Genomic DNA, 22,977 nt, shown 5'->3' with positions numbered 1-22,977 from the left:
AGGCTGTTATAGATCGCTCATACTGGCGAGTAAATCAGCTTGGTGTTCGTTACGTAAAGGTTGAATCACTTGATCCACATTGCCTTGCATCATGTCGTCTAATTTGTAGAGGGTGAGGTTGATGCGGTGATCAGTAACCCGGCCTTGTGGAAAATTATACGTGCGGATTCTCTCCGAGCGGTCCCCGCTGCCGACAAGATTGCGTCGAGTTTCTGCTTGCTCATCAAATTGTTTTTGTCGCTCTTGATCTAATAGTTTAGCGCTGAGCAATGACATCGCGCGTGCTTTATTTTTGTGTTGTGAGCGTTCATCTTGGCACTCAACTACTACACCAGTTGGTAAGTGCGTGAGGCGTATCGCAGAGTCGGTTTTATTAACATGTTGTCCACCAGCGCCTGATGCGCGGAAAGTGTCGATACGTAAGTCAGAGGTGTCAATTTCAATCTCACCTACTTCATCTACCTCAGGCATCACTGCAACGGTTGCAGCCGAGGTATGTACGCGTCCTTGAGATTCGGTTTCAGGCACACGCTGTACTCGATGAGCACCGGATTCAAATTTCAAGTTAGAAAACACTTCTTTGCCGGTTATTTTCACAATTATTTCTTTGTAGCCACCATGATCACCTTCGTTTTCATTCATCACTTCTACTTTCCAGCCTTTGTCTTCTGCAAAACGTGAATACATGCGATATAAATCTCCTGCAAAGATAGCGGCTTCGTCACCCCCGGTGCCTGCACGTATTTCTAAAAATACATTGCTTTCATCATGAGGATCTTTAGGGAGTAATAAAGTCTGTAATGCTTGTTCGAGTTGTTCTAATGCTTGCTCAGCGGTTTTTATTTCTTCTTGAGCCATGGCCTTCATATCTTTATCAGAATCATTTGCCATTTCTTGAGCAGTTTCTAAATCTTCTACCGCTTGTAAATGTTCATTAAATTTAGAAACGATAGGGCTTAACTGAGCATATTCCTTTGATAATTTAGTGAACTCATTTTGATTATTAATTACATCAGGATCAGAAAGCTCGGCAGAAATTTCTTCATGCCGTTCTTTAATATTTTCTAGCTTTAATAAAATAGAGTCTTTCATGCGTTATAGTCTTTACAAATAATTTATATAAACTCGATATAGAAAATTCGAGCGTTGCGTGGAGAAAAGTTATTTGTAGCTAATGAAAACGCAGAGCGAGATTCTTGCCCAGATGGTGAAGAAGATGGGTAACGTCAGGAATAACTTGATTGTTGAAGGCAGTATTCATTTGAGATTAATCGTTGGGTGAGATATTTAACAATATACGAGCAGCATCAATCAACTCATTTTTGCCTTCTTTGCCTGCGATGTTTAATGCCTCTGTCGGGTCATGTGTGAGTTTGTTGGTAAGAGTATGAGCTAAAAATTGCAGTACTTCTTCAACTGATTTCCCTTGCTCTAGCATTTTATGTGCTTTGTCTAATACCGCGTCTCGCTGCAATTCAGCTTTATTGCGAAATGCACGTACGGTATCCACAACTCCTTGTCCACGCAGCCATAATGAAAAGTTTTCCACTTCGTGGTCTATAATTACTTCAGCTTGGTGTGCAGCTTCTTTGCGTGATTGTAGATTGGATTCAATTACATTTTGCAAGTCATCAACTGTGTATAAATACACATCAGAAAGATTGGCAACTTCCGGTTCAATGTCTCTTGGCACTGCAAGGTCAACCATAAAAATAGGTTTGTGCTTGCGTAGTTTGAGTGCACGTTCGACTAATCCCTTACCTAGTATTGGTAGAGTGCTTGCGGTTGCGGAAATAACAATATCTGATTTTGGTAAAATTTCATTTACAAACATTAAAGTTACGCCAAAGCCATCCACTTGATTAGCAATACGCACTGCGCGTTCAATGCTGCGGTTAGCAATGGTAATTTTTTCAACACCTGAACTTTTTAAATGTTCCGCTGCAAGTTCAATAGTTTCACCTGCACCAATGAGTAATGCAGATTGTTTGCTTAGATCGCCAAATATTTGTTTCGATAAAGATACGGCAGCAGACGCTACAGAAACTGCATTAGCTCCAATGGCAGTGTTGGTGCGAACTTTTTTCGCTACATTGAATGAATGTTGAAATAGGTGATTTAAATTTCTACCTAAGGTTCCTGCTTCAACTGCATCTTGGTATGCCGATTTTAATTGCCCCAATATTTGTGGTTCGCCTAGCACCATGGAGTCGAGACCGCAGGCAACACGAAAAATATGTCGAACTACTGAGTCATCTAAGTGGTCATAAAGATATGGTTGTGTATCGCTGGATTGGAGATTGTGAAAAGTGTTGAGCCAGGCAAGGATTTCTCGTTTGCCTTGATCAACATGATTCACTTTGCAATATAATTCTGTGCGATTGCAGGTCGATATAATTGCGGCCTCATCAACCTGTGGAACGGTGATTAATTTTTTCAGCGCATGTTCTAGGTTTTGCTCGTTTATAGCCACCCGCTCACGCACCTCTACAGGGGCAGTGGTGTGATTGATACCTAGGGTGAGTAATGACATGAGAGTTTGAGGGTTTTTACGCTGTACAGTTGTAACAATATGATTGAGTTTAATTGATTGAATGGGCCCGCATAAACTGGCCTAAGTACCCGTAAAATCTGTCAAAATGCGTATGCATTACTCAGATATCTACAGTACTATTAGGTATAGTCTAATCGACCCAGCTACACAACACAGTATATTGAAGATCAACGTCACAATTCCACGGATTCTCTACCTATCAGGAGCTATATTGCTGGCTTTTGGGCTGGCTAGTTGTTCATCGATACCAGGTAGCACAGGCGGTGCTCGCTCCTCTGAAAACTCGATTCAGATTCGCAAACCCCAATCTGAGAGATATGATGCCCAATCTGAGCTCATGTATGAGGTCTTGGTAGGTGAGCTATCAGGGCAGTTTGGAGATGTAGATCAGGCGCTCGAGCATTATGTAAATGCTTCATTACTTACAGACGAGCCATCAGTGGCTGAGCGTGCAACTCGAATTGCAATGTTTGCTAAAGATTGGCCGGCAGGCATAAAGGCTGCGAGCCGCTGGTCTGAGTTGGTGGGTGAAAATTTAGAGATTAGCCAAATTTTGGGTGTGCTTGAATTGCGAAGCGGTAATGTTGACGGTGCTGTGCCACACTTTGAAAAGATTATGCTTGCTGCGGATGACTCGCCTGCAAAAGGTTACAGTATTATTGGAGCAGTGCTTGCACGTGAACCTGATTCCGAGTCTTCACTTAAGTTGCTTGAAAAATTAGTTAACAAGCATTTTGAAAATCCTTACGGACATCTAACACTAGCTAGTCTTGCGTTTCAGTCGCAAGACTTTCAACGCACAATTGATGAAAGCGAACTCGCTCTTGGTTTTAAGCCTGACTTGATCGAAGCACGTGCGATGCGTGCGCAAGCCTTAATGAATCTTGATGAAGTTGATCAAGCGCTTGCGGAAATGAAAATTATTGTAGAGGAAGAGCCGGGTAATCGTGAAATGCGCACCGCGTATTCACGCATGTTGATTGGGGCAGAGCGTTATGATGAAGCTATTCAAGAGTTTGAAGTATTGCTTGTGGCGAATCCAAATGATGGCGAACTTGTATATCGGTTAGGCTTGTTGTATTTGCAACAAGAAAAATATGCAAAGGCAAAAGTTAAGTTCAAGAGACTAGTTGATCGTAAACAGCGCGTTGATGAAAGTCATTACTACATTGGGCGTACAGATGAAGAACTAAAGAATTATTCTGAAGCGATTGCTGAATTTGAAAATGTAAAGCAAGGTGAATATTACATTGATGCAAAAGCTAGAATTGCGTCTATACATGCTGAGCGAGACGGCCTTGATAAAGCGCAAAGCTACTTAAAAGACTTGCGTGACACTCTGAGCGCGCCGGAATCAATTATTGAAGTGTATTTAATTGAGGGCCAATTACTGCATGATGAAGAGCTTTATGTTGCTGCAATGGATCTATATAGCGAAGGTTTGCAAGAGTTTCCTGGCCACAGCGATTTGTTATATGCACGTGCCTTAATGGCGGAAGAAATAGATCGTATTGATCTATTGGAAGCTGACCTGAAGACAATCCTTTCTGAAGACCCAGAAAATGCATCCGCACTCAATGCATTGGGTTATACCTTAGCAGATCATAATACTAGAGTGGATGAAGCGCTGGGATACATCAAAAAAGCATTAGAAATTCGCCCTGATGACCCTGCGGTGATGGATAGTATGGGTTGGGTGCATTTTCGTTTGGGTAACTATGCTGAAGCCGAAACGTATTTGCGCAAAGCGTTTGGTATCTTAGAAGACGCGGAAATTGCTGGCCATCTTGTAGAACTTTTATGGGCGCAAGGTAATTACGATGAAGCCAATAAAGTTATGAGCGATATGCTAAAGCGATACCCTGAAGATGAGTACATATTAGAGTTAAAACAAAGACTCCAATAATGAAGCGCTACTCGTTGCGGAGGCAGGTGCGCCTTCGTAAATTATCTAATCTAGTTTGGTTGTTATTTTCTGTTTTTATCTCATCGGCATGTGTCACGGTTGAGAAACATCAACTCCCACCAGGCTCTGAAATCAGCAAGCAAGCGGCTTGGGAAGTTCACCGTGCAAATATTCAAAGTGTACAAACCTGGAAATTAAAAGGTCGTGTAGCAGGGAAGTCAAATAATGAAGGATTTCGTGCAGGTGTGCAGTGGAATCAATTGCAGCACAATTTTATTATTGACTTGCATGGGCCATTGGGAAGAAAAGTAGCGGTAATTACTGGCAAGCAAGGTAGTGTTCAGTTAAAAACGTCTAAAGGTGAACATTTTGATGCGCAAGATCCAGAGGAATTAATGCAAAGGTTGTTTGGCTATTCTTTGCCTGTGAATGGATTGCGACATTGGTTGCTGGGAATCCCTGATCCCAAGCAATCGTATGGTTCATTAGAGTTGAATGAGCAAGGTCGCTTAAGGCAGCTTAATCAAGCGGGTTGGATAATTGATTATAAGCGTTATCATGATAGTGAGCCTGTATTGCCAGCTTTAATTCAAATATCTAGTTCGACATTGAATGCCAATATTAAAGTTGATCGCTGGACTTTGGGTGCGCAAGAAAATTAAATCAAATTTAGTTAGCTGATTCTGCTATGCAAACATGGTCTGCACCCGCAAAGTTAAATCTTTTTTTGCACATTATTGGACAGCGCGAAGATGGCTATCATTTGCTACAAAGTGCAATTCAGTTTATTGATCTTTGTGATGAACTAACATTTAATTCGCGTGCTGATGCCAATATCGTTTGCAAAAATTCTAATTCCAGTATTTCTCAACAAGAAGATTTGTGTGTTAAGGCTGCGCAACTGCTGCAGAATAAAATGGCCGCAAAGTCTGAAAATAGGCAAGGCATTGATATTCAGGTAAACAAGAAAATCCCTCTTGGTGCAGGATTGGGAGGAGGTAGCTCAGATGCTGCAACAACTTTATTGGCACTAAACCAAATCTGGGACTGTGGATTTCAGCAGCAGGAACTTGAGTTAATGGCTGCGCAATTGGGTGCAGATGTACCAGTATTTGTTCGTGGGCACGCGAGTTGGGTAGAAGGGATAGGTGAACAGCTTTCATCTATTACTATATATGAGACTTGGTTCGTGGTGGTATTTCCTGGTGTGCATTTGAATACACAGCAGATGTTTGCAGATTCAGATTTGACACGCAATTGCGTGCCGATCAAAATACGCGACTTCTTGAGCATGTGTAATAAGGGGTCTTCATGCTTTGCGGATACTCGGAATGTATTTGAACCCTTGGCGCGACGCCACCCTGTAGTAGAGCGTGCTTTTCAGTGTTTAGGTGAGTATGCTCCTGCTCGATTAACAGGTTCTGGAAGTGCATTGTTTACATCTTGTGCATCTAAGCCACTGGCTGAAGAAATAGCTGCAGGCTGTGCAAAAGAATTTACTGCTTACATAACGAAAGGCTTAAATGTATCACCTGCTATTTCGTTAAGTGAGTATAATCAGCCATAGTTCTAGTGATAGTTCTGGTAATTATGGATATTAAAAGAATTGGGCCGTCGCCAAGTGGTAAGGCACTGGGTTTTGATCCCAGCATTCGCAGGTTCGAATCCTGCCGGCCCAGCCAATTTTTTGTCATATAGTATGACGCAATAAAAAACTTAAGGCATTAACTCAACATGCTTCGTCAAAGATCGCTCCCCGCAGATAGCAATTTAATGGTTTTTTCTGGTAATGCACATCCAAAACTTGCACAGGATGTTTGCGATGATTTAAACATTCCGATTGGAAAAGCGTTTGTTAGCCAATTTAGTGATGGTGAAGTACAGGTTGAGATTCAAGAAAATGTGCGTGGTAAAGATGTTTTTGTAGTGCAACCAACGTGTATGCCTACCAATGACAATGTAATGGAATTACTGATTATGGTGGATGCGCTAAAACGTTCTTCAGCAGATCGTATTACCGCCGTAATGCCATATTTTGGTTACTCGCGACAAGATCGACGCGTGCGATCGATTCGTGTGCCTATTTCAGCCAAGGTGATCGCTAACTTACTACAGGTTGCTGGTGCGGATCGGGTGTTAACGGTGGATCTGCATGCCGATCAAATCCAAGGTTTTTTTGATATTCCAGTGGATAATATTTATGCCTCACCCATTTTGTTAGGGGATGTGTACAAACGTAAAGACCCAAATTTAATTGTGGTCTCTCCCGATGTGGGCGGTGTAGTGCGTGCGCGAGCCCTTGCAAAAAGATTGGATGATGCCGATTTAGCCATTATTGATAAACGTCGTCCTGAAGCGAATAAGTCTGAAGTGATGCATATAATTGGTGAGGTAGAGGGTAAATCCTGCTACATCATTGATGATTTGGTCGATACTGCAGGCACGCTATGTGCTGCGGCCACTGCACTAAAAGGGCATGGGGCCACAAGTGTGCGGGCTTATGCCACTCACCCGGTGCTTTCGGGCAAAGCCATTGAAAACCTTGAGAATTCTGTGCTGGATGAATTGGTGGTAACTGATACAATTCCGCTCCGCGAGGACGCTAGGCAGTGCACTCGAATCCGCCAAGTAGAGGTTTCGGGCTTAGTAGCAGAATCAATGCGTAGAATTAACCAGGAAGAGTCGGTTAGCTCTCTATATATGGACTAAGGTATATGGATTTACTAGGCGCTTTGCCTGCACCATAGCCGCAAATTTAGATCGTTGAAATTAAAGAGAATATTGAAAGTTTGGAGTAAGTAATGAGTGTCGATTTCACATTAAATGCAGAACTGCGTAACGAGCAAGACCTTGGTAAAGGCGCTAGTAGAAGATTGCGTAAAAAGGGCAGAGTGCCTGCAGTAATTTATGGCGGTGGCGAAGATTCAGTTTCAGTAACCTTGGACCATAATTCATTAGTGCATAGTCTTGAGCAAGAAGCTTTCTATTCTCATATTTTAAATGTAGAGGTTGCTGGTAAATCACAGCGTGCAATTTTGCGTGATTTGCAACGTCATCCATATAAGTCAACGGTTTTACATATGGACTTGTTGCGAGTACGTGAAGACACTGCAATTAACGTTCACGTTCCATTGCACTTCTTAAATGAAGATACCTGCCCAGGCGTAAAACTTGATGGTGGTGTAATCAGTCATAATACAACTGAAATTGAAATTTCATGTTTGCCTAAAGATCTACCCGAATTCATTGAAGTAGATGCTGGAGAACTTAAACTAAACGATTCATTGCATCTTAGCGATATTAAAGTTGCTGATGGTGTAACCATTGTTGAGCTTTCGCATGGTGAAGATCACGATCACGTTGTGGTTTCTGTGCATGTTAAACGTGCTGTAGAAGAAGAGCCGGTCGCAAGTGATGAAGTGGCTGAAGGTGAAGAGGTCGAAGGTGAAGAGTCTAAGGAAGAGGGCGACGATAAGGGTGATGATAAATCATCTGGAGATGATTCTTAGTAAACCACTTGCGTCCTGAACACTATGTCTAAGTTTAAGGGCATACGTCTGATTGCCGGTCTCGGTAACCCAGGCGAAAAACACGCACAAACCCGGCATAACGCCGGGTTTTGGTTTGTAGATACCCTAGCCTGTAGAGAAAACGCAACGTTTAAACTAGAAACAAAGTTTAAAGGTGAGGTTGCTCACTTTTCCTGTCAGGGTGAAAAGATCTGGTTACTTAAACCCCAAACCTATATGAATGACAGCGGTGAATCGCTGCGACCTTTTTGTGACTTCTATAAGATTTCCCCCGAACAAGTTTTAGTCGCGCACGATGAAATCGATTTACCGAATGGTGAGGCGAAAATTAAATGGGCGGGTGGGCACGGCGGCCATAATGGTCTGCGCAGTATATTTTCTCATTTAAGTAGAGATATTTGGCGATTACGGTTAGGAGTAGGTCATCCAGGGCATAAAGACCAAGTGGTCGGTTATGTGCTTAAACAAATCAGTAAGAGTGATCGCGCTGCAGTCGATGATGTAATTATCGATGCTATGAACACAATTGAAGACTGTGTTAGCGGTGATTTGGAAGCAGCCATGCGCAGACTGCATTCTAAATAATGTGCATGTAAAGACTTTGGGTATTAGATATGGGTTTTAAATGTGGAATCGTGGGGTTACCTAATGTTGGTAAGTCGACATTGTTTAATGCGTTAACTGCGACAGAAATTGCCGCGGAAAATTATCCGTTTTGTACGATCGATCCAAATGTAGGTATCGTGCCCGTACCAGATCCGCGTTTAGATCAGCTAGCAAGCATTGCAACTTCAGAAGAAATCATTCCAACCACGATGGAATTCGTGGATATAGCCGGATTAGTTGCAGGAGCATCAAAAGGAGAAGGCCTGGGGAATCAGTTTTTAGGTCATATACGTGAAACCGATGCGATCGCTCATGTGGTGCGGTGTTTTGATGATGAAAATATTATTCACGTAGATGGCAAGGTGGACCCATTATCTGACTTGGAAACCATTTATACCGAATTAATTTTGTCAGATTTAGAAGCAGTTGAAAAAGCGGTTTATAGAGTAGAGCGTGTTGCAAAATCTGGTGATAAAGAAGCGGTGGCCCAGCTGGAATTATATAAAAAGCTAAAAGAGCATTTAGAAAACGAAGAAGTTGCGTTTACCTATACAGTTAGTAAAGAACAAATGCCTTTGATTCGCGAACTGCAATTAATTACCGGCAAACCTGCATTTTATATCGCCAATGTTGCTGAAGATGGTTTTGAAAATAACCAACACTTAAATAATCTTGAAGAGCTAGCCAAGAAGAGATCTATTCAAGTGATTCCTGTATGCGCGCAAATCGAAGCAGAAGTTGCGCAACTTGATCGCGATGAGCAGCAAGAATATTTATCAGAATTAGGTTTAGAGGAGCCGGGGTTAAACAGAGTCATTCGAGCGGGCTATGAACTACTTAGTCTGCAAACGTTTTTTACTGCTGGCCCAAAAGAGGCTAGAGCTTGGACCGTTTCAAAGGGAGCTACGGCACCTCAGGCCGCTGGAAAAATCCACACCGATTTTGAAAAAGGTTTTATACGTGCTGAAGTGGTGGGCTTTCAGGACTACGTGGATGCAAATGGTGAGGCAGGAGCCAAAGATGCTGGGAAATGGCGCCTAGAGGGAAAGGATTACCTCATGAATGAAGGTGATGTAGTTCATTTTAGGTTCAATGTGTAGGGCTTAAATACCTAGAACTGGATCTGTAATAATTGGGGTCGATTTAGGTAGAATTGACACTGGTCGCGACGTTTTATAAGGTCCGCCATCAAAAATCAAATATGGCTATGTAGCTCAGCTGGTTAGAGCACAGCATTCATAATGCTGGGGTCCGTGGTTCAAGTCCACGCATAGCCACCACCCTTGCGTGGGGGTATTCCACGTAAATTAGTTATCGCGAAGCGATACACAAATTTATCAAAGTACAACAAGTCAGGCAATCAAATAGATTCAATCAAACGAATTGCAGCAATTTTTGAATCGCTCCTAAATGTTTTCATTGAACCCAATGGGCTAAGTGATTCTACATTGAAGTAAATACCCACAAGTCCTGCCGCAACAATTCGATAATCACTCGGTTTAGCTTTTGGATTGATTTGCTTAAGAGTTCTTATAATTGACTTAGTAAAGTGTTCAGACCACTTTTGTAATCGGGGCCTAATTTTTGGGTAGTTGGGTGCAGCAATAATTAGTGCCATTGCTACAAGAATAGATTGTTTGTCAGAATATGACTCATCAAACAAATAGTTAATAAATTCTTTTGGTGTTGTTTTACTGGATATATAGGATTCAAGTAGTTTTGAATCATTCATAGTTTTTGGTATGAATCTATCTACTAGCGCATAGAGTAAATCATCTCGATTGCCCACATTGTGCCTAAGTAAGCTGCGTTGCAGTTGAGCTTCTTCTGCTATTTTTTCTAGAGTAGCGCCCTCTACACCGTATCTCGAAACACAACGCTCGTAAGCATCCAATATCTCTTCACTTCTCTGGGCTTTCAGGCTTGGTCTTGGCATAGACCCTTAGTTTATTATCAAATTTGACAATAAACAACTACAAGAGTTAATTATCAGTATTGATAATTAACTGGATATAAACAAATGGATCTCGCGAACGTCAAATGGCGAACTATTATTGGATTGATCTTGATCTACATAACGGTAGTGCTTTATCCAAATTATCAGTGGATATGGGCAATTCTATTTTTATATTGGGTGATACCGGATTTATTTACCGGTACAACTCATTTTATCGAGTCCATACATCGAAATGTAAATCCAATTTTATACTGGATAACTGTGTTAACTTGGCTTTGGTTCAGTGCATACATTATATGGGAGGCGTTCCAATGAGTAATAAAGTACCTGTGTTGCCTAAAGAAGCTTACCTATCGCAAGAATGGTTCGATAAAGAACAAGAGTTTTTATTTTCTAAGACCTGGCAGTTTGTGGGATTAATTGAAGATGTTAGTGAACATGGAGATTACACAACAGCACAAGTAGGAAATCATCCGATACTAGTCGTTAATAACAACGGTACATTAAAAGCGTTCCATAATATTTGTCGTCATCGTGGTACACCACTAGTAACAGGTAAAGGAAAGTTATCCGATTTTATGACGTGCCCTTATCATCATTGGTCGTATGATTTAAATGGTCAATTAAAAGGTGTTCCTGAACGTAAAGAAGAATTTTCAGACTTAGATATTGATAGCATATGTTTGCACTCTGCATCCGTTGATGTGTGGCGGAGCATGTTATGGGTGCATGTAGATCCTGATGCAGGAAAAGCAAGTGATTACTTTGATCAAGTACTTCCACACTTAGGGCCACACCATCCTGAAAAGCTTCAAGAGTATCCTGAATACAGTACACATCACGAGATTAAAGCGAACTGGAAAATCGTTGTAGAAAATTTCATGGATGTTTATCACTTGCGATACTTGCATCAAAAGACGTTATATATGTACGACCATAAAAAAGCAGATTACGGATGGGATGGGCCACATTATTGGTTTTATGAGCCATTAAGCAAAGGGCATAAGCCAGAGATGCCACTCATTGATCATATTCCAAAAGATAAAGTAGGGGCTTACGTTCCTATGTTATTTCCAAATTTAGGGTTGGCTGAATCAGAATCTACATGGAGTACATTCCATGTGAAACCAGTAGCACCTGACAAATGCGTTGTAGAAACGCGGACACGTGCTATGCCTTCCAAAACAGCAAAACTTCTTGGCTCTGCAATCTCTTGGTTATATTCGAGTTCGGACAAATCAGATGATCAGCTTAACTCCGGGGATTTCATGGAAGAGGATATTTACGTATGTGAGCAAGTGCAGAAGGGAATGAATTCCCCTTTGTACAGTGTTGCGCAGACTGCTAAACGAGGAGAAAGTACAGTAAGAACGTATCAGGAAAAAGTATTAGCATATATTGGACATAGCAAATGATCTCTTACGACCTAAAGCGAATATAATATTTATGAAATTGTGACAGTATCAATCGTTGGTGAGCTGGGTTGTAACCTGATTGAACAGGGTTTTTAATAAGGGCAGGTGTCGTAAGTGGCTGAATTTATTTAAAGTTAATTATATAAAGTTAAAGTTCATAATGCTGGGGTCCGTGGTTCAAGTCCACGCATAGTCATCACCTATGCGCGTTGGTACTACACGCAAATTAATAATTGCGGAGCGATACTTACTGTTATTTTGGATGGCAGGTAGCATTACCCTTGTATGTATTTCCATCTGTCCATTTGAAAGAATAAGGTCCTTTCATATAAAAACTTCCATCTTTCTTTTCGTAAACTTTGTAATGCCCCTTGGTGGTATCATTGCAAGGTTCAGATTGTGTTAAAACACCATGTAATTTTCCTTTCTTATAATTACTTTCAATTGCACCAACACTATCAGGACAGTATGAATTGACGACTTTTGCGGTGATTTTGTTTAGAGATACAGTTTCATATGTATAAGTCTTTGTGCCTGAGGTTGTTGCTGGTGGTGTATGTTTCCATTTGCATTCCCATTTGCTGCCTACTTTAATAACTTCTTGTAGCTGCGCATCGTTTTCAAATTTCACTTTCTTATCAGCGCTTGCGGTGGCTGCTGAAAATAACAACAGCACAGAAGAAGTTGCTATAACAATTTTTTTTACTATTAAAAATTCCACAATATAAATCCCCTGTTTAAAATAGGTTTACTATTGATGTTATTTATTATCTCAAAATTAGCCTACGCCAAACATTATACTTGCGCAATCTCATTATGCTTTCTTAATAAAGTGATGTATACAAAGTGCTTTTTTGGGAGAGGTATGCGATTGTCCAAAATATGTGAACACTCGTTCAAATAAGACTATAAGTTTTGATGTAAAGAATAATCTGCCATGATATTGAAACGTGACTCAAATGTAGTAGCGACTACAACTTTTCTGTGTTGACGCTACACGCAAACTAAAAAACTATGGTGTGATGTAAGTTATTTATGAGGCCATTGCTAGTTTAGGTTTTGCGCGGTGGTCTTTTGTGCCGGGGATATATTTTGCTATACGTGGTACTGCATGGGCTAGCACACATACATCTTTTATGCCTTTTTCTTCGGCTTTCGATTCTACCGCATCCGTTACTGAGTCGGCTGTTGCTTGATTTGTTATGCAGCGAATCGTTGCATATTCTTGACTTACATGTGCGTTAGCTATATCGGGATGTTCATGCGTTTCTTCGTTCATTGCAACAAATCGTGAGTAGCTGACATTTAAGCCTGGCGCTCCTGCGTCTAGCATGAGATCCATAAAATCTTGTGATTGGTCACGGTTAACGACTGCAGAGAAGCATATTTGGTTAGTGAGTTCTTGATTATCTTTCTGCCCAAGATTTAGTCCAATTCCTTTGCCTTCACCGCCCACATTGAACACTGCTTGATCACGCCAATGTTTATGTCCCGTTAAATGATCAATTGCATGAATAATTTGTTGGGTGTTTGCAGGGTAGTGAGGATTTGCAATGCGACCAGGCAAATTAAACATACCTTTATCGATCGGAAGTCGATACATAAAGCCTCGTCCTGGCAAATGAAATTCACCAGCTTTAGCCATCGCTGCAAAAATTCCTTCTACATCTGAATTGTCAGCAAGAACCATTAATATTTCTTGTTCACTGTCTTTGGTAATACGCAGCCATCCGAGACGATCCCGTAAGCCTTTGCCTTCTGCGTAATGCACAATAGGTCCGTGTGCTCCGGCATTGATTGCAGCTTTGGCAATTCGATCACTTAAGCTGTGACCAACACTGCAAAAGATTGCACTTAAATTTTCAGATAGTTTGTTTGATTCGGTGGTGGTATTTAACGTTTCTTTAGTACGCAAGTTATGAAACTCAGATCCAACGTAAGCACTTTCACATGGTGTGCTAAAAACAGCTCCTGCTGCTTGCAAGTCGAGTCGTCCTTCAGATATTACGGTATTGACAACGCGATCTACATCGGGCGCAGAAACGACCATGCGTAACATGGTTTTTGAAGGGCTAATGGGCGGCACCCAGGATTTCCACCAATGATCACGAAGCAGTGTTCCACGTGCATTTGAGACTAAAACATCAGTCACTTCGTTTGAGGTTAGATCATCTATCACTGCTTTAGCAGATGGTTCTGGTAATACTGCTGTGATCAGTGAAATATGGTGTTTACTGTTAAACATTTATGCGGCTCCTAGTTGTTTTGAGTCACTATCTAAATCACTTTCAAGATTAGGCTCACTTGCTGCTTGTAGTTTTTTCTCATTTCTTTGGGTGTAGAGGCCAACTGAAAGTACAGTCATGATTGGACCTACTGATGCGAGCGCAAGTATTCCAAATCCATCGCTTACACCTGGAACATTGGCGCCAACACCAAGGCCCATGGCTAATACAAGAGGGACGGTAATGGGTCCAGTTGTAACTCCTGCGCTATCCCAACCAAAATTTACAAAACTATTTGGTGCGCGCCAGGTTAATAATAAAACTAAGGCGTAAGGAGGAATGAGCATCCAGATTAATGGCAAGTTATAAGCCATTTTCACGATGCCAGCTCCAATTCCTAAGCCAACGCCTATAGCAACCGCCTGCATAAGTAGCTTTTTGCGGAAGGCGCCGACAGTGATGCGTTCAACGGTATCACCCAATGCATTTAGCGCAGGTTCCGCAAGCGTTGCTCCGTAACCTAAGAAGAATGCAAAGCCGATGGCGACTAATTTTCCTAGATGGCCTTCGCCAAATAATGGCCCTTCTGAATGATCAAGACCCCAAGGTACTATTTCTGCAAAGGATATAGGTATATTGCTACCAAGTTGACCGCCGAGAGGAGTTAAGCCAAGCGCAATGCCAAGACTAAACAGTGCCATGCCAATCAGTGCAAAGGTCACACCAATGCCAACGTCATTACCTTTGTCTAGACGTTGTTTAAGCACTAGGCGAAGTACAAAATATAAAAATAAACATAGTGGAATGATTGCTCGAAGTGCACCAATAGTGGCTTCTTTTAGTTGAGTGTAGAAAGAAGACTCAGCATCCCAAGTTTTCTCATCAATAATTTTATATTCACGCGAGTATATTTTTTTAACGACTAAATTTGGATCAGTTACAACAATTTCTCCATTAATTAGTTCAGCACGACCACCATTAAAATCTAGTTCATAACCATCAGGCAGTTCGCCAGTTTTTAAATATCTATCAAATTCAACATCGGTTATTGCAACTAATTCTGTGTCTACGCTTTTCTCATCGCTGGTTGCGTCAATTGATTGAGTTGCTACGATTTCAGTGCCTTTGTAATTAGATACTCCATAATAATCATTACTTGTGTAGTGATATAGAGAAAGAAGTAGAACAGCAAGTATTGGGAACAATGATGCTAGTGTAACAATACCAAACCCAGAACCACCGCCACCACCTGTGCTACTACTAACGACACGACATACACCTATTCCAAGTGCAAGCACTAATGGAACGGTAACGGGGCCTGTTGTTACTGCACCGCAATCCCATGCAAGTCCAAGTATGTCGCGTAATTCTGGAACTTGGCTAAAGAAAAAAGATAGTGTAAGCAAAAGAAGTACTGCAGGTATGGCAAGAAATTTTAACGGCCATGCATAGAAAAAACGTAATACACCTAACATTACTGCAAGACCAACGCCGACTCCAACACTGCTAACGAGTTGGCCAGAAAAATCATTTAATAAGCTGTACAGTAAGGGTGCTTTATCAGGTAGTACACCACTACCTGCTGCTTTAAGTACCGCTATAGCAGGTTCAGCAAAGGTCGCTCCAGCGCCGAGTAAAAATGCGAATAGTAAAATGATGGGCATACCGCTACTGCGGGGTAAGATACTGCCAATAATTTCACCTAGTGGCATTAAGCCTAATCGCAGGCCTTCCATGAAAAACATCAAGCCGACTGCGACGATAAAAATTCCCACTGCAATCATGGCTGCATACACAATAGGAAGTTGCAGAACTAATAGTTGAAATATAATGAGATAAAAAACAATAAACCAAATACCTTCAATTTGGCTCATGAAGTTTCGTTTACTGTAGGGCCATAACACACGCAAAGTGTCACGAAGACTTAAGCGAAAGCGAGGATTATCAGGGGTCTTGAGGGTGTCCATTATTTTAAATCACTTGTTGAGTTAATGAGTTATATCGGCGGCTCCCTATATTCCTTAAGTTTTCAACAAGATGAATGGTGTTAATGTAATTATTAACCTGAAATATGTTCTAAATGCTAATTGAATAGTAAAATTACTAGCTAACATCCTGTTTTATAAGGTCTAATATTTTTATTTTATTGGTGAGACGATGAGTGGAAAAAGAAAAATATCATTAGTATTGGGTAGTGGGGCAGCGCGTGGATTAACCCATATTGGTGTAATACGTTGTTTGGAAGAGCATCACTACGATATTAAATATATATCGGGTTCATCTATAGGTGCGCTAGTAGGTGGAATTTATGCTGCCGGTGAACTTGACGTATATGTTGAATGGGTAAAGGCATTAAAAAGAAGAAATATTATTCGATTGTTGGATATTTCATTTAGCAGAAAATCATTATTTAAAGGTGAGAAGATAATTGAGGTACTTAATGAGATTATTAAAGACCGTACGATTGAGGACTTGCCTATTGGTTACACCGCAGTCGCTACTGATATTCTAGAGCAAAAAGAGATATGGCTTACAAGTGGGTCCTTGTTCGAAGCCATACGAGCTTCAATTGCAGTGCCAATGATATTTTCCCCAGTACAATATTCAGATCGTCTACTTGTGGATGGTGGAATTATTAATCCTGTACCCATTGCGCCAACCTTAAATGATGATACTGAGTTAACTATAGCAGTTGCGTTAAATGGGCCATCTGAAATATTTTCGACTGAATGCGAAGAAGTATCTGAAGCTAGCGAGGAAAACCACGCTAAAAATAAATATCAATTAGGTGTTGAGAAACTAATAGATAGTATGTTGCCTAAAGGCGATGTTGAAAAGGATAAGCACAATTTAGGAATTTTCAATTTAATGACTCAGTCGATGGATACCATGCAATCTTCAATAACACGCTTTAAGTTGGCAACCTATCGGCCTGATATTGTGATTGAGATTCCGCGAAATATTTGCGGCTGGTTTGATTTCGATCGTGCGGATGAATTGATTGAATTTGGTTATGAGCGAACAACGGATGCTCTTAAACAGTATGAAAAACTGCTAGAACGTAGAAAGTAAGTTTTAGTAAGGCGTTGCTAAATACTTTTACTAGATAATCAACTTTATCAACTAATATTCATAGGCATAGCCTTGTATTCCCTATATTTGTCCAAATATGCAATTCGCTACATAATTTTTAATCTGGGTGCGTTAGGGTCTAAGAAGAGCTTGATCTAGGTCTAGGGATATTAGATTAATTTAATTAATAACTGTTCAGATATGGAAATCATTTGTATCAACAAAATCGATCAATAGCAGCCTTAGATTCAAATATTTCAGAATTGAATGCTTCTAGTATAAATTTTCTATGCTGGAATATTAAAAAAGGCCTTAAGCCAAATTGGCGAGAAGATTTATCGGATCTTGCAAATGGTAAAGATCTTGTGATCATCCAGGAAGCAATACTTCATCCAGATTTAACTGAGGCCTTTGATGAGTCCGTGCATTGGTCCTTTACAAAAGGTTACAAGACAAAAAACGCACAACGGGAGTAATGACGATAAGTAAGCATGAGCCATTACGATCTCATAATCTCACTTGCTGGGAGCCATGGTTAGCAACACCAAAGGCTACAAATATTACCGAATACGCTTTGTCAGATACTGATGAAACACTTATTGTAGTTAATATTCATGCTATTAATTTTACTTTTGGCGTTAAGCAATTTCGCAAACAAATAGATAAAGTAAGAGAAGTGTTAGCTAGGCATACTGGGCCGATAATACTTTCTGGTGATTTTAATACTTGGCGTAAAAAGCGCATGAAAATTCTTGAAGCGTTGGCATTTGAGCATGAGCTTGATGCTTTAACCTTTCAAGAAGATCATCGTAAAACTGTATTTGGTCAATTATTAGATCATATTTACGTGCGCGCACTCACTCCGAAGAGTACTGGAACGCACCATGTTAAATCTTCAGATCATAATCCACTCTCTGCTGAGTTAAGATTTAGTTGGTCATCGGGTTGCCTATGAGTTTGGTGCACCAGTCCATCAATACCTTAATGGTCCACAACTAGAAACTGATTGGGCCTTTACGGTGAGTGATCAAAAAGCCTTTTAGCAAAGTATTAAACTGATTTTAGAATGTAACTAATTAGTGGCCTATAGAGGTGTCTATCGGCTTTTTGCTACATGCTGTTATGCATAGCTTGACCACAATTTACCTTGCATAAACAATTGAATTACAAAAGAATAATCAATATTCAATTAATTCTATAATAGTATTTAGGGAAGTAACTGTGTCTGTACTTGAGACGATTATTGGTAAAAGAAAGCCAAATTTTGATTCTTATAACTTGATATTAGACTTGTTGCAGAAGTTTATGATCGAGAGTAAATCACAAGCGTCAATACGTGATGTCACTCCACCTCAACAGGCTGTTATGACGATGTACACCTATGGTGCGTTGGCATATTTTGCGGAGGTGCATGAAGTACCAGAGCAAGAATTAATTTTAGTGTTAGATTCTTATCTACAACGCCAAGGTCTGTCCGATAAACAATCAGTTATGGAAGCAAGAATAATTGTTGAGCAAGCTAAAGACCCAGCCATGCAATGGGGTATAGAAACCGGCTATAACTCTTCAATGTATTGGTATAAAGATAAAAATTCTGACGCACCAAAAGCACTTGCGCGTCTGTTAAAGACAACAAGATAAAAATTTACGCATTAGTTATTAACAGGTATTGAATTGACGAGGCTTAAGCGAGTGTTAAACCTCGTCAAAGTATCCCCAAACCCAAGTAAAATTCTCAGTAGTATCACGAAGCATTACTTTCAATAGAGAAAGTATGTGGTTTGAGAGGAAATGTGTAAATCCGTATCTCTACATCCGTATGAACACGGATGTATTTCTTTAAGATTTAGATAGATGTATTGGCGGCTGTTTAGGTATTTTGAGGTTTAAGCTGTACAGAGCTTGCACTTTTTACCATAGTTATTAGTTCATACAGTGAGTTAGCTTGCATTTTCAACATAATTTTTGCGCGATGGTCTTCAACGGTACGATGACTAATATCTAATGCTTCGGCTATTTTCTTATTAGAGGTGTTGGCGTTGTCAGTAGCTAACATAGCCAATACTTGTTTTTCTCTGGGCGATAGGCGGTTAATGCGTTCATTATAACTCGCTAATTCTGCTGATTTTTGTCTAAGTATTTTGGATTGGTCCAACGCTTGTTCGATTCGATCGTGTAATATTTCTTGCCGATATGGTTTTTCAAGGAAATCTATCGCGCCATTTTTAAGCGCTTGAACTGACATGGGAACATCGCCATGACCTGATACGAATATTATGGGTATGTTGTGATTTTTTTCAGCAAGAATTTCCTGTAACTCTAGTCCATTTATTCCTGACATACTGATGTCTAATACCAAGCAGCCAATTTTATTGTCTTGGTAAGAGCGTAGAAAATCCTCTGCTGATTCATAGTTCTCAACTACTAGGCCGCGTAGTTCTAGTGATGCAGTAAGTGCATTACGAATTGCGGGGTCATCATCTACAACATGAACTGTACCTTGTGTTGACATCTAATTATCTTGTATCAATAGGTAATGTGAAGTGAAACTGCGTTTCTTTTTTATGAATGGGGTCAAGCCAAAGCTTGCCGCCATGGGCATCGATTATTGAACGGCTAATGGATAAACCCATTCCCATCCCGGTTGATTTGGTGGTATAGAACGGTTGAAATAAATTATTGATTTGTGAAATTTCAAGACCCGGGCCGGTGTCTTTAATCGACACTTGGGCTTCAGGCTTATTTTTATTTTTTCCATTGAGGTGTGTGTAGATGGTAAGGGTGCGAGCTTTTCCATTATTGTTTTGCATGGCTTCTAAGCCATTGCGTATTATGTTCACCAATACTTGTTGAATTTGAACTTTATCTACCTCAATAGAGGGCAATTCTTTATCTAATGTGACGTTTATTGAAATATCATGGTCTAGGGCATCTGAATTTAAGAAACGCACAGTTTCTTGGGTGAGATCATTTAAGTTTATCGCGCATTTTTCCATAGGTTGTTTACTGGCGAATTGTCTACAATGTCGTACGATTTCCCCGGCACGGTGGACTTGTTCGGATGCATTTTGAATGATCTCTAATAGTTTATGGTTAATATTAGGTTCAGCAGCCACTAGTGTTTGTGCAGCATCACAATAAAGCGAAATAGCACTTAAAGGTTGATTAAGTTCGTGCGCTAAACCGGTAGCCATTTCATTCATATTGCTTAGTCGTGAAACATGCGCCAATTCATGTTGCAGTTGCTTATGTTTCTTTTCGCTTTCTACACGATCTGTGATGTCTTTCATAAAGCACTGATGTCCTATGAAACATCCATTGTTATCCATGCGTTTTGAAATCAAAATATGTTTGAAGATAGTCGATCCATCTTTTTTAACGCCTTTAATATCGAATTCTACATTCTCCTTTTCGAGCATTTGTCGATAACCGCGTTCACCAATAACTAGTTCACTGGGATCTACAGTCACTTTCCAGGATTGACCGATAAGCTCTTGTCGCGAGTATCCTAGTAGCTCTGCGTAAGTATTGTTGACATAAGTGTACAATCCATTGTTGTCTAAACGTGAAATTCCTGGCAAAGAGTGGCTGAGCGCAATATTTATTTCACGTAGCTCTTGTTCAGCATTTTTTGACTTGGTGATGTCTCGCATAGCCCCCAAAACTCTTGTAGCCTTGCCTTTTTTGTCTCGTGCGATGTATGCATGATCATCTACATAGCAATAACTACCATCTGGTTTTTTAAATTGATATTTTTCATCCCAGCGTTCTGAAGTTGATTCCGTAATATTCGCAAGAGAACTTTGTACGCGTTCTCGGTCATTAGGGTGGATTCTCTCTAGCCACCAATCCCAGGTATTTTCTTCTGGTGGTCGACCAAAATTGTCGGTATAGGTTTTATTCCACCAGACTTTATTTGTGATTTTATCCATATCCCAAACACTGTCATTAGTAGCACACATAACAAGCTCTAAGCGTTCCATTTCTTTTGCCAATTTTTCTTCAGCATTTTTGCGAATAGAAATATTCTCAGAAATGCCCATAAGCTTGGTTACATTGCCTTGTAAATTTTTAATTGGAACAAAGCATGATGAGTAAATGTCTCCATTAGTGCCTGCAAATTCAAAAGTAGATGTTTGGCCTTGTAAAGCGCTATCAAGAAGGCATTTAATTCGGTCGTAATCTTTTTCTGCTACATTAGAAAGGTAGGGGGTTCCTCGCACTTGGCTTTCCAGTTTTAGGTCTAGCATTTTTAATCCAATTGGATTCATGCTGGTAAAGCAGCCATCTAGATCAATTCCATGAATACATATAGGGGCATGTTTGAAAAATAAACGACTACGAGATTCTTGTTGCTGTTTCTCTACTTCTAAGCGCTTAGATTCAAGAGATTTCCCAACAATTTTACTGAGCTTTTGTAATGATTTAATTTGAAATGAATTTAGATGATTGGGTTTATCGTCTAGCACACAAAGCGCCCCAATTGCGTGGCCATCAACTGTGATAATAGGAAAGCCTGCATAAAAGAAAAAGTTTGGATCATTCGTGACCACGGGGCTATTTTTGAAGCGTGGATCTAGTCTTGCATCTTCTACTATTAGCGGATCTGTCCCCATTATTGTGTGGTGGCAAAATGAAATATCTCTAGGTACGCTGGATACTCCGTCTAAGCCGCACTTAAATCGAAGTTTTACATCATTGGTATCCACAAAACTCACTAAAGCGATCGATACCTTGCAAATATCTGCCGCTAATTCGGTGATGGTATTAAATTCCGTTTCATCAGAATAATCGATGTCACGGTAGCGCATCAGCGCAGCAATACGCGAGACTTCTTTGTCGAGTGGAGGAGGGTTGATTGCCATGGTGTTGTTTAATCAACTTCTATAATTATAAATAAGCTTATTATTGCATTAATACTATTATGATATTCCTTATAAAAACTATGGTGATTTTATTAGATTTCTGATTAACGTATTGAATTTAAACCTGAATTATTATCTTGTGTACATTATCCGCCGCTTCTTATTGCAAGATTTGCAACGGCATTGCGCAAGTTATCTGCATGTGAGTTAGTGGCTTTACGCTCGATCAAAATTTTGCGCGGTGCCGTTTCGCTACCGTAATAATCATGATTCCAGTCATTGCGTATTTTTAATACAGCGCCTTCAATATTAACACCGCCATAAATTCCTTTGGTTCTTGAGAATGCTAAAATATCTGCAGTTTGAGCTTTGGCACCGGCACCGATGGGGCCTGCGGCAATACTAACATCGCCGCCTAATTTGAAAGAAGAAGTAAGCAGTGCGTCGACGCCTCTATCGGTCATTACCATTAAAATAATTTCGGATACCTCAACACCAATTTGAAAACCTACGGTTCCAGATCCCATTGTGTAGAAAGCAGGATCACTCCAGATATTTCCGCCACCTTTCACCAGTAGAACACCACTGCCACCTGACCCGCCAAATATGAAACCACCTTTAACCAGTTGAGGCACGACTAAGACGCCTTTGGCATTGCTCATATTGTCTCGGAACCATTTCATGTCAGGGTCAATCGTGAAAGTGTTTACTGAAGTAGTAGCTGCATCAACCAATGCTTCAGCGGTAGCTTCATTTGCAGTTACTTGAGAAGAGGAGATAAGTAAAATGCCTATAAAAAGTAAACTCAGAAGAACATGTTTATGCATGATTTTGATCCTTAAGATGA

Annotated in this window: 20 protein-coding genes, 2 tRNA genes and 1 pseudogene; 14 read left to right on the top strand and 9 right to left on the bottom strand. The window is 40.4% G+C overall.

The window, feature by feature from the left end; translation table 11 throughout:
• Positions 1 to 6: 6 nt before the first annotated feature.
• Entirely contained in the window at positions 7 to 1,092 is a 1,086-nt protein-coding gene (gene prfA / locus GKR92_07445) for a peptide chain release factor 1 (GenBank protein ID QMU61537.1), read from the bottom strand.
• A 175-nt stretch (positions 1,093 to 1,267) separates the two neighbouring features.
• Positions 1,268 to 2,533 (bottom strand): glutamyl-tRNA reductase, encoded by a 1,266-nt coding sequence (locus GKR92_07440; GenBank protein ID QMU61536.1) that lies wholly within the window; start codon positions 2,531 to 2,533, stop codon positions 1,268 to 1,270.
• 106 nt (positions 2,534 to 2,639) lie between these two features.
• Here GKR92_07440 and GKR92_07435 point away from each other — a divergent pair, with 106 nt between their 5' ends.
• The 9 genes from GKR92_07435 (at position 2,640) to GKR92_07395 (ending at position 9,876) form a co-directional block, all read left to right on the top strand.
• Positions 2,640 to 4,460: a tetratricopeptide repeat protein gene (locus tag GKR92_07435; protein ID QMU61535.1), complete on the top strand. Its 1,821-nt coding sequence runs from the start codon at positions 2,640 to 2,642 to the stop codon at positions 4,458 to 4,460.
• The gene (lolB, locus tag GKR92_07430) at positions 4,460 to 5,122 is read left to right on the top strand and encodes an outer membrane lipoprotein LolB (protein QMU61534.1); all 663 of its coding nucleotides are present in this window, start codon (positions 4,460 to 4,462) and stop codon (positions 5,120 to 5,122) included. The genes GKR92_07435 and lolB overlap by 1 nt, the downstream gene beginning before the upstream one ends.
• Positions 5,123 to 5,148: 26 nt before the next feature.
• Entirely contained in the window at positions 5,149 to 6,027 is an 879-nt protein-coding gene (ispE, locus tag GKR92_07425) for a 4-(cytidine 5'-diphospho)-2-C-methyl-D-erythritol kinase (protein QMU61533.1), read from the top strand.
• A gap of 40 nt (positions 6,028 to 6,067) precedes the next feature.
• Positions 6,068 to 6,142 (top strand) — tRNA-Gln (locus tag GKR92_07420).
• A 91-nt stretch (positions 6,143 to 6,233) separates the two neighbouring features.
• Complete coding sequence (locus tag GKR92_07415; protein QMU62740.1) at positions 6,234 to 7,169, top strand: ribose-phosphate diphosphokinase; 936 nt, start codon at positions 6,234 to 6,236, stop codon at positions 7,167 to 7,169.
• Positions 7,170 to 7,261: 92 nt separating this feature from the next.
• Positions 7,262 to 7,969 (top strand): 50S ribosomal protein L25/general stress protein Ctc, encoded by a 708-nt coding sequence (locus tag GKR92_07410; protein ID QMU61532.1) that lies wholly within the window; start codon positions 7,262 to 7,264, stop codon positions 7,967 to 7,969.
• A 24-nt stretch (positions 7,970 to 7,993) separates the two neighbouring features.
• Complete coding sequence (locus GKR92_07405) at positions 7,994 to 8,575, top strand: aminoacyl-tRNA hydrolase (protein QMU61531.1); 582 nt, start codon at positions 7,994 to 7,996, stop codon at positions 8,573 to 8,575.
• 29 nt (positions 8,576 to 8,604) lie between these two features.
• Complete coding sequence (gene ychF, locus GKR92_07400; protein QMU61530.1) at positions 8,605 to 9,696, top strand: redox-regulated ATPase YchF; 1,092 nt, start codon at positions 8,605 to 8,607, stop codon at positions 9,694 to 9,696.
• 103 nt (positions 9,697 to 9,799) lie between these two features.
• Positions 9,800 to 9,876 (top strand) — tRNA-Met (locus tag GKR92_07395).
• 80 nt (positions 9,877 to 9,956) lie between these two features.
• On the opposite strand, the gene GKR92_07390 is transcribed toward GKR92_07395, so the two are convergent.
• Positions 9,957 to 10,532 carry a TetR/AcrR family transcriptional regulator gene (locus GKR92_07390; protein QMU61529.1) on the bottom strand — a complete coding sequence of 192 codons (576 nt, stop codon included), beginning with the start codon at positions 10,530 to 10,532 and terminating at the stop codon, positions 9,957 to 9,959.
• A 332-nt stretch (positions 10,533 to 10,864) separates the two neighbouring features.
• On the opposite strand from GKR92_07390, the gene GKR92_07385 reads away from it, so the two are divergent.
• Positions 10,865 to 11,968 (top strand): Rieske 2Fe-2S domain-containing protein, encoded by a 1,104-nt coding sequence (locus GKR92_07385; protein QMU61528.1) that lies wholly within the window; start codon positions 10,865 to 10,867, stop codon positions 11,966 to 11,968.
• Positions 11,969 to 12,221: 253 nt separating this feature from the next.
• Here the strand turns inward: GKR92_07385 and GKR92_07380 are convergent, their stop codons facing one another.
• The 3 genes and pseudogenes from GKR92_07380 to GKR92_07370 all read right to left on the bottom strand — a co-directional run bounded on the left by GKR92_07380 (position 12,222) and on the right by GKR92_07370 (position 16,160).
• Positions 12,222 to 12,689: a hypothetical protein gene (locus GKR92_07380; GenBank protein QMU61527.1), complete on the bottom strand. Its 468-nt coding sequence runs from the start codon at positions 12,687 to 12,689 to the stop codon at positions 12,222 to 12,224.
• Positions 12,690 to 13,001: 312 nt separating this feature from the next.
• Entirely contained in the window at positions 13,002 to 14,213 is a 1,212-nt protein-coding gene (locus tag GKR92_07375) for a hypothetical protein (GenBank protein QMU61526.1), read from the bottom strand.
• Between the two features lie 1,122 nt (positions 14,214 to 15,335).
• Positions 15,336 to 16,160, bottom strand: a pseudogene (locus GKR92_07370) (DUF1538 domain-containing protein).
• A 190-nt stretch (positions 16,161 to 16,350) separates the two neighbouring features.
• Here GKR92_07370 and GKR92_07365 point away from each other — a divergent pair.
• The 4 genes from GKR92_07365 (at position 16,351) to GKR92_07350 (ending at position 18,906) form a co-directional block, all read left to right on the top strand.
• Positions 16,351 to 17,265: a serine protease gene (locus GKR92_07365; GenBank protein QMU61525.1), complete on the top strand. Its 915-nt coding sequence runs from the start codon at positions 16,351 to 16,353 to the stop codon at positions 17,263 to 17,265.
• Between the two features lie 212 nt (positions 17,266 to 17,477).
• Positions 17,478 to 17,741: a hypothetical protein gene (locus tag GKR92_07360; GenBank protein ID QMU61524.1), complete on the top strand. Its 264-nt coding sequence runs from the start codon at positions 17,478 to 17,480 to the stop codon at positions 17,739 to 17,741.
• Positions 17,741 to 18,220 (top strand): endonuclease/exonuclease/phosphatase family protein, encoded by a 480-nt coding sequence (locus GKR92_07355; protein QMU61523.1) that lies wholly within the window; start codon positions 17,741 to 17,743, stop codon positions 18,218 to 18,220. The genes GKR92_07360 and GKR92_07355 overlap by 1 nt, the downstream gene beginning before the upstream one ends.
• A gap of 266 nt (positions 18,221 to 18,486) precedes the next feature.
• A complete protein-coding gene (locus GKR92_07350; protein ID QMU61522.1) occupies positions 18,487 to 18,906 on the top strand; it encodes a hypothetical protein in 420 nt (139 codons plus the stop codon).
• Positions 18,907 to 19,135: 229 nt separating this feature from the next.
• On the opposite strand, the gene GKR92_07345 is transcribed toward GKR92_07350, so the two are convergent.
• The 3 genes from GKR92_07345 to GKR92_07335 all read right to left on the bottom strand — a co-directional run bounded on the left by GKR92_07345 (position 19,136) and on the right by GKR92_07335 (position 22,957).
• Entirely contained in the window at positions 19,136 to 19,777 is a 642-nt protein-coding gene (locus GKR92_07345; protein QMU61521.1) for a response regulator, read from the bottom strand.
• 4 nt (positions 19,778 to 19,781) lie between these two features.
• Entirely contained in the window at positions 19,782 to 22,130 is a 2,349-nt protein-coding gene (locus tag GKR92_07340; GenBank protein ID QMU61520.1) for a PAS domain S-box protein, read from the bottom strand.
• Between the two features lie 146 nt (positions 22,131 to 22,276).
• A complete protein-coding gene (locus tag GKR92_07335) occupies positions 22,277 to 22,957 on the bottom strand; it encodes a hypothetical protein (protein ID QMU61519.1) in 681 nt (226 codons plus the stop codon).
• Between the last annotated feature and the right edge of the window lie 20 nt (positions 22,958 to 22,977).

The organism is Gammaproteobacteria bacterium, assembly GCA_014075255.1.
In the GTDB taxonomy this organism is placed as follows: domain Bacteria; phylum Pseudomonadota; class Gammaproteobacteria; order UBA4575; family UBA4575; genus JABDMD01.
The sequence above is the reverse complement of the archived record's forward strand: the minus strand, read 5'-3'. Positions and strand labels throughout refer to the sequence as shown.

Bases quoted from the DNA above. Each gene is read 5' to 3' on its own strand.
- GKR92_07390 (QMU61529.1), bottom strand. From the start codon at position 10,532: ATGCCAAGACCAAGCCTGAAAGCCCAGAGAAGTGAAGAGATATTGGAT.
- GKR92_07415 (QMU62740.1), top strand. From the start codon at position 6,234: ATGGTTTTTTCTGGTAATGCACATCCAAAACTTGCACAGGATGTTTGC.
- ychF (QMU61530.1), top strand. From the start codon at position 8,605: ATGGGTTTTAAATGTGGAATCGTGGGGTTACCTAATGTTGGTAAGTCG.
- GKR92_07335 (QMU61519.1), bottom strand. From the start codon at position 22,957: ATGCATAAACATGTTCTTCTGAGTTTACTTTTTATAGGCATTTTACTT.
- GKR92_07345 (QMU61521.1), bottom strand. From the start codon at position 19,777: ATGTCAACACAAGGTACAGTTCATGTTGTAGATGATGACCCCGCAATT.
- ispE (QMU61533.1), top strand. From the start codon at position 5,149: ATGCAAACATGGTCTGCACCCGCAAAGTTAAATCTTTTTTTGCACATT.
- GKR92_07365 (QMU61525.1), top strand. From the start codon at position 16,351: ATGAGTGGAAAAAGAAAAATATCATTAGTATTGGGTAGTGGGGCAGCG.
- GKR92_07375 (QMU61526.1), bottom strand. From the start codon at position 14,213: ATGTTTAACAGTAAACACCATATTTCACTGATCACAGCAGTATTACCA.
- GKR92_07355 (QMU61523.1), top strand. From the start codon at position 17,741: ATGACGATAAGTAAGCATGAGCCATTACGATCTCATAATCTCACTTGC.
- GKR92_07405 (QMU61531.1), top strand. From the start codon at position 7,994: ATGTCTAAGTTTAAGGGCATACGTCTGATTGCCGGTCTCGGTAACCCA.
- GKR92_07385 (QMU61528.1), top strand. From the start codon at position 10,865: ATGAGTAATAAAGTACCTGTGTTGCCTAAAGAAGCTTACCTATCGCAA.
- lolB (QMU61534.1), top strand. From the start codon at position 4,460: ATGAAGCGCTACTCGTTGCGGAGGCAGGTGCGCCTTCGTAAATTATCT.
- GKR92_07340 (QMU61520.1), bottom strand. From the start codon at position 22,130: ATGGCAATCAACCCTCCTCCACTCGACAAAGAAGTCTCGCGTATTGCT.
- GKR92_07440 (QMU61536.1), bottom strand. From the start codon at position 2,533: ATGTCATTACTCACCCTAGGTATCAATCACACCACTGCCCCTGTAGAG.
- GKR92_07410 (QMU61532.1), top strand. From the start codon at position 7,262: ATGAGTGTCGATTTCACATTAAATGCAGAACTGCGTAACGAGCAAGAC.
- GKR92_07435 (QMU61535.1), top strand. From the start codon at position 2,640: ATGCGTATGCATTACTCAGATATCTACAGTACTATTAGGTATAGTCTA.
- prfA (QMU61537.1), bottom strand. From the start codon at position 1,092: ATGAAAGACTCTATTTTATTAAAGCTAGAAAATATTAAAGAACGGCAT.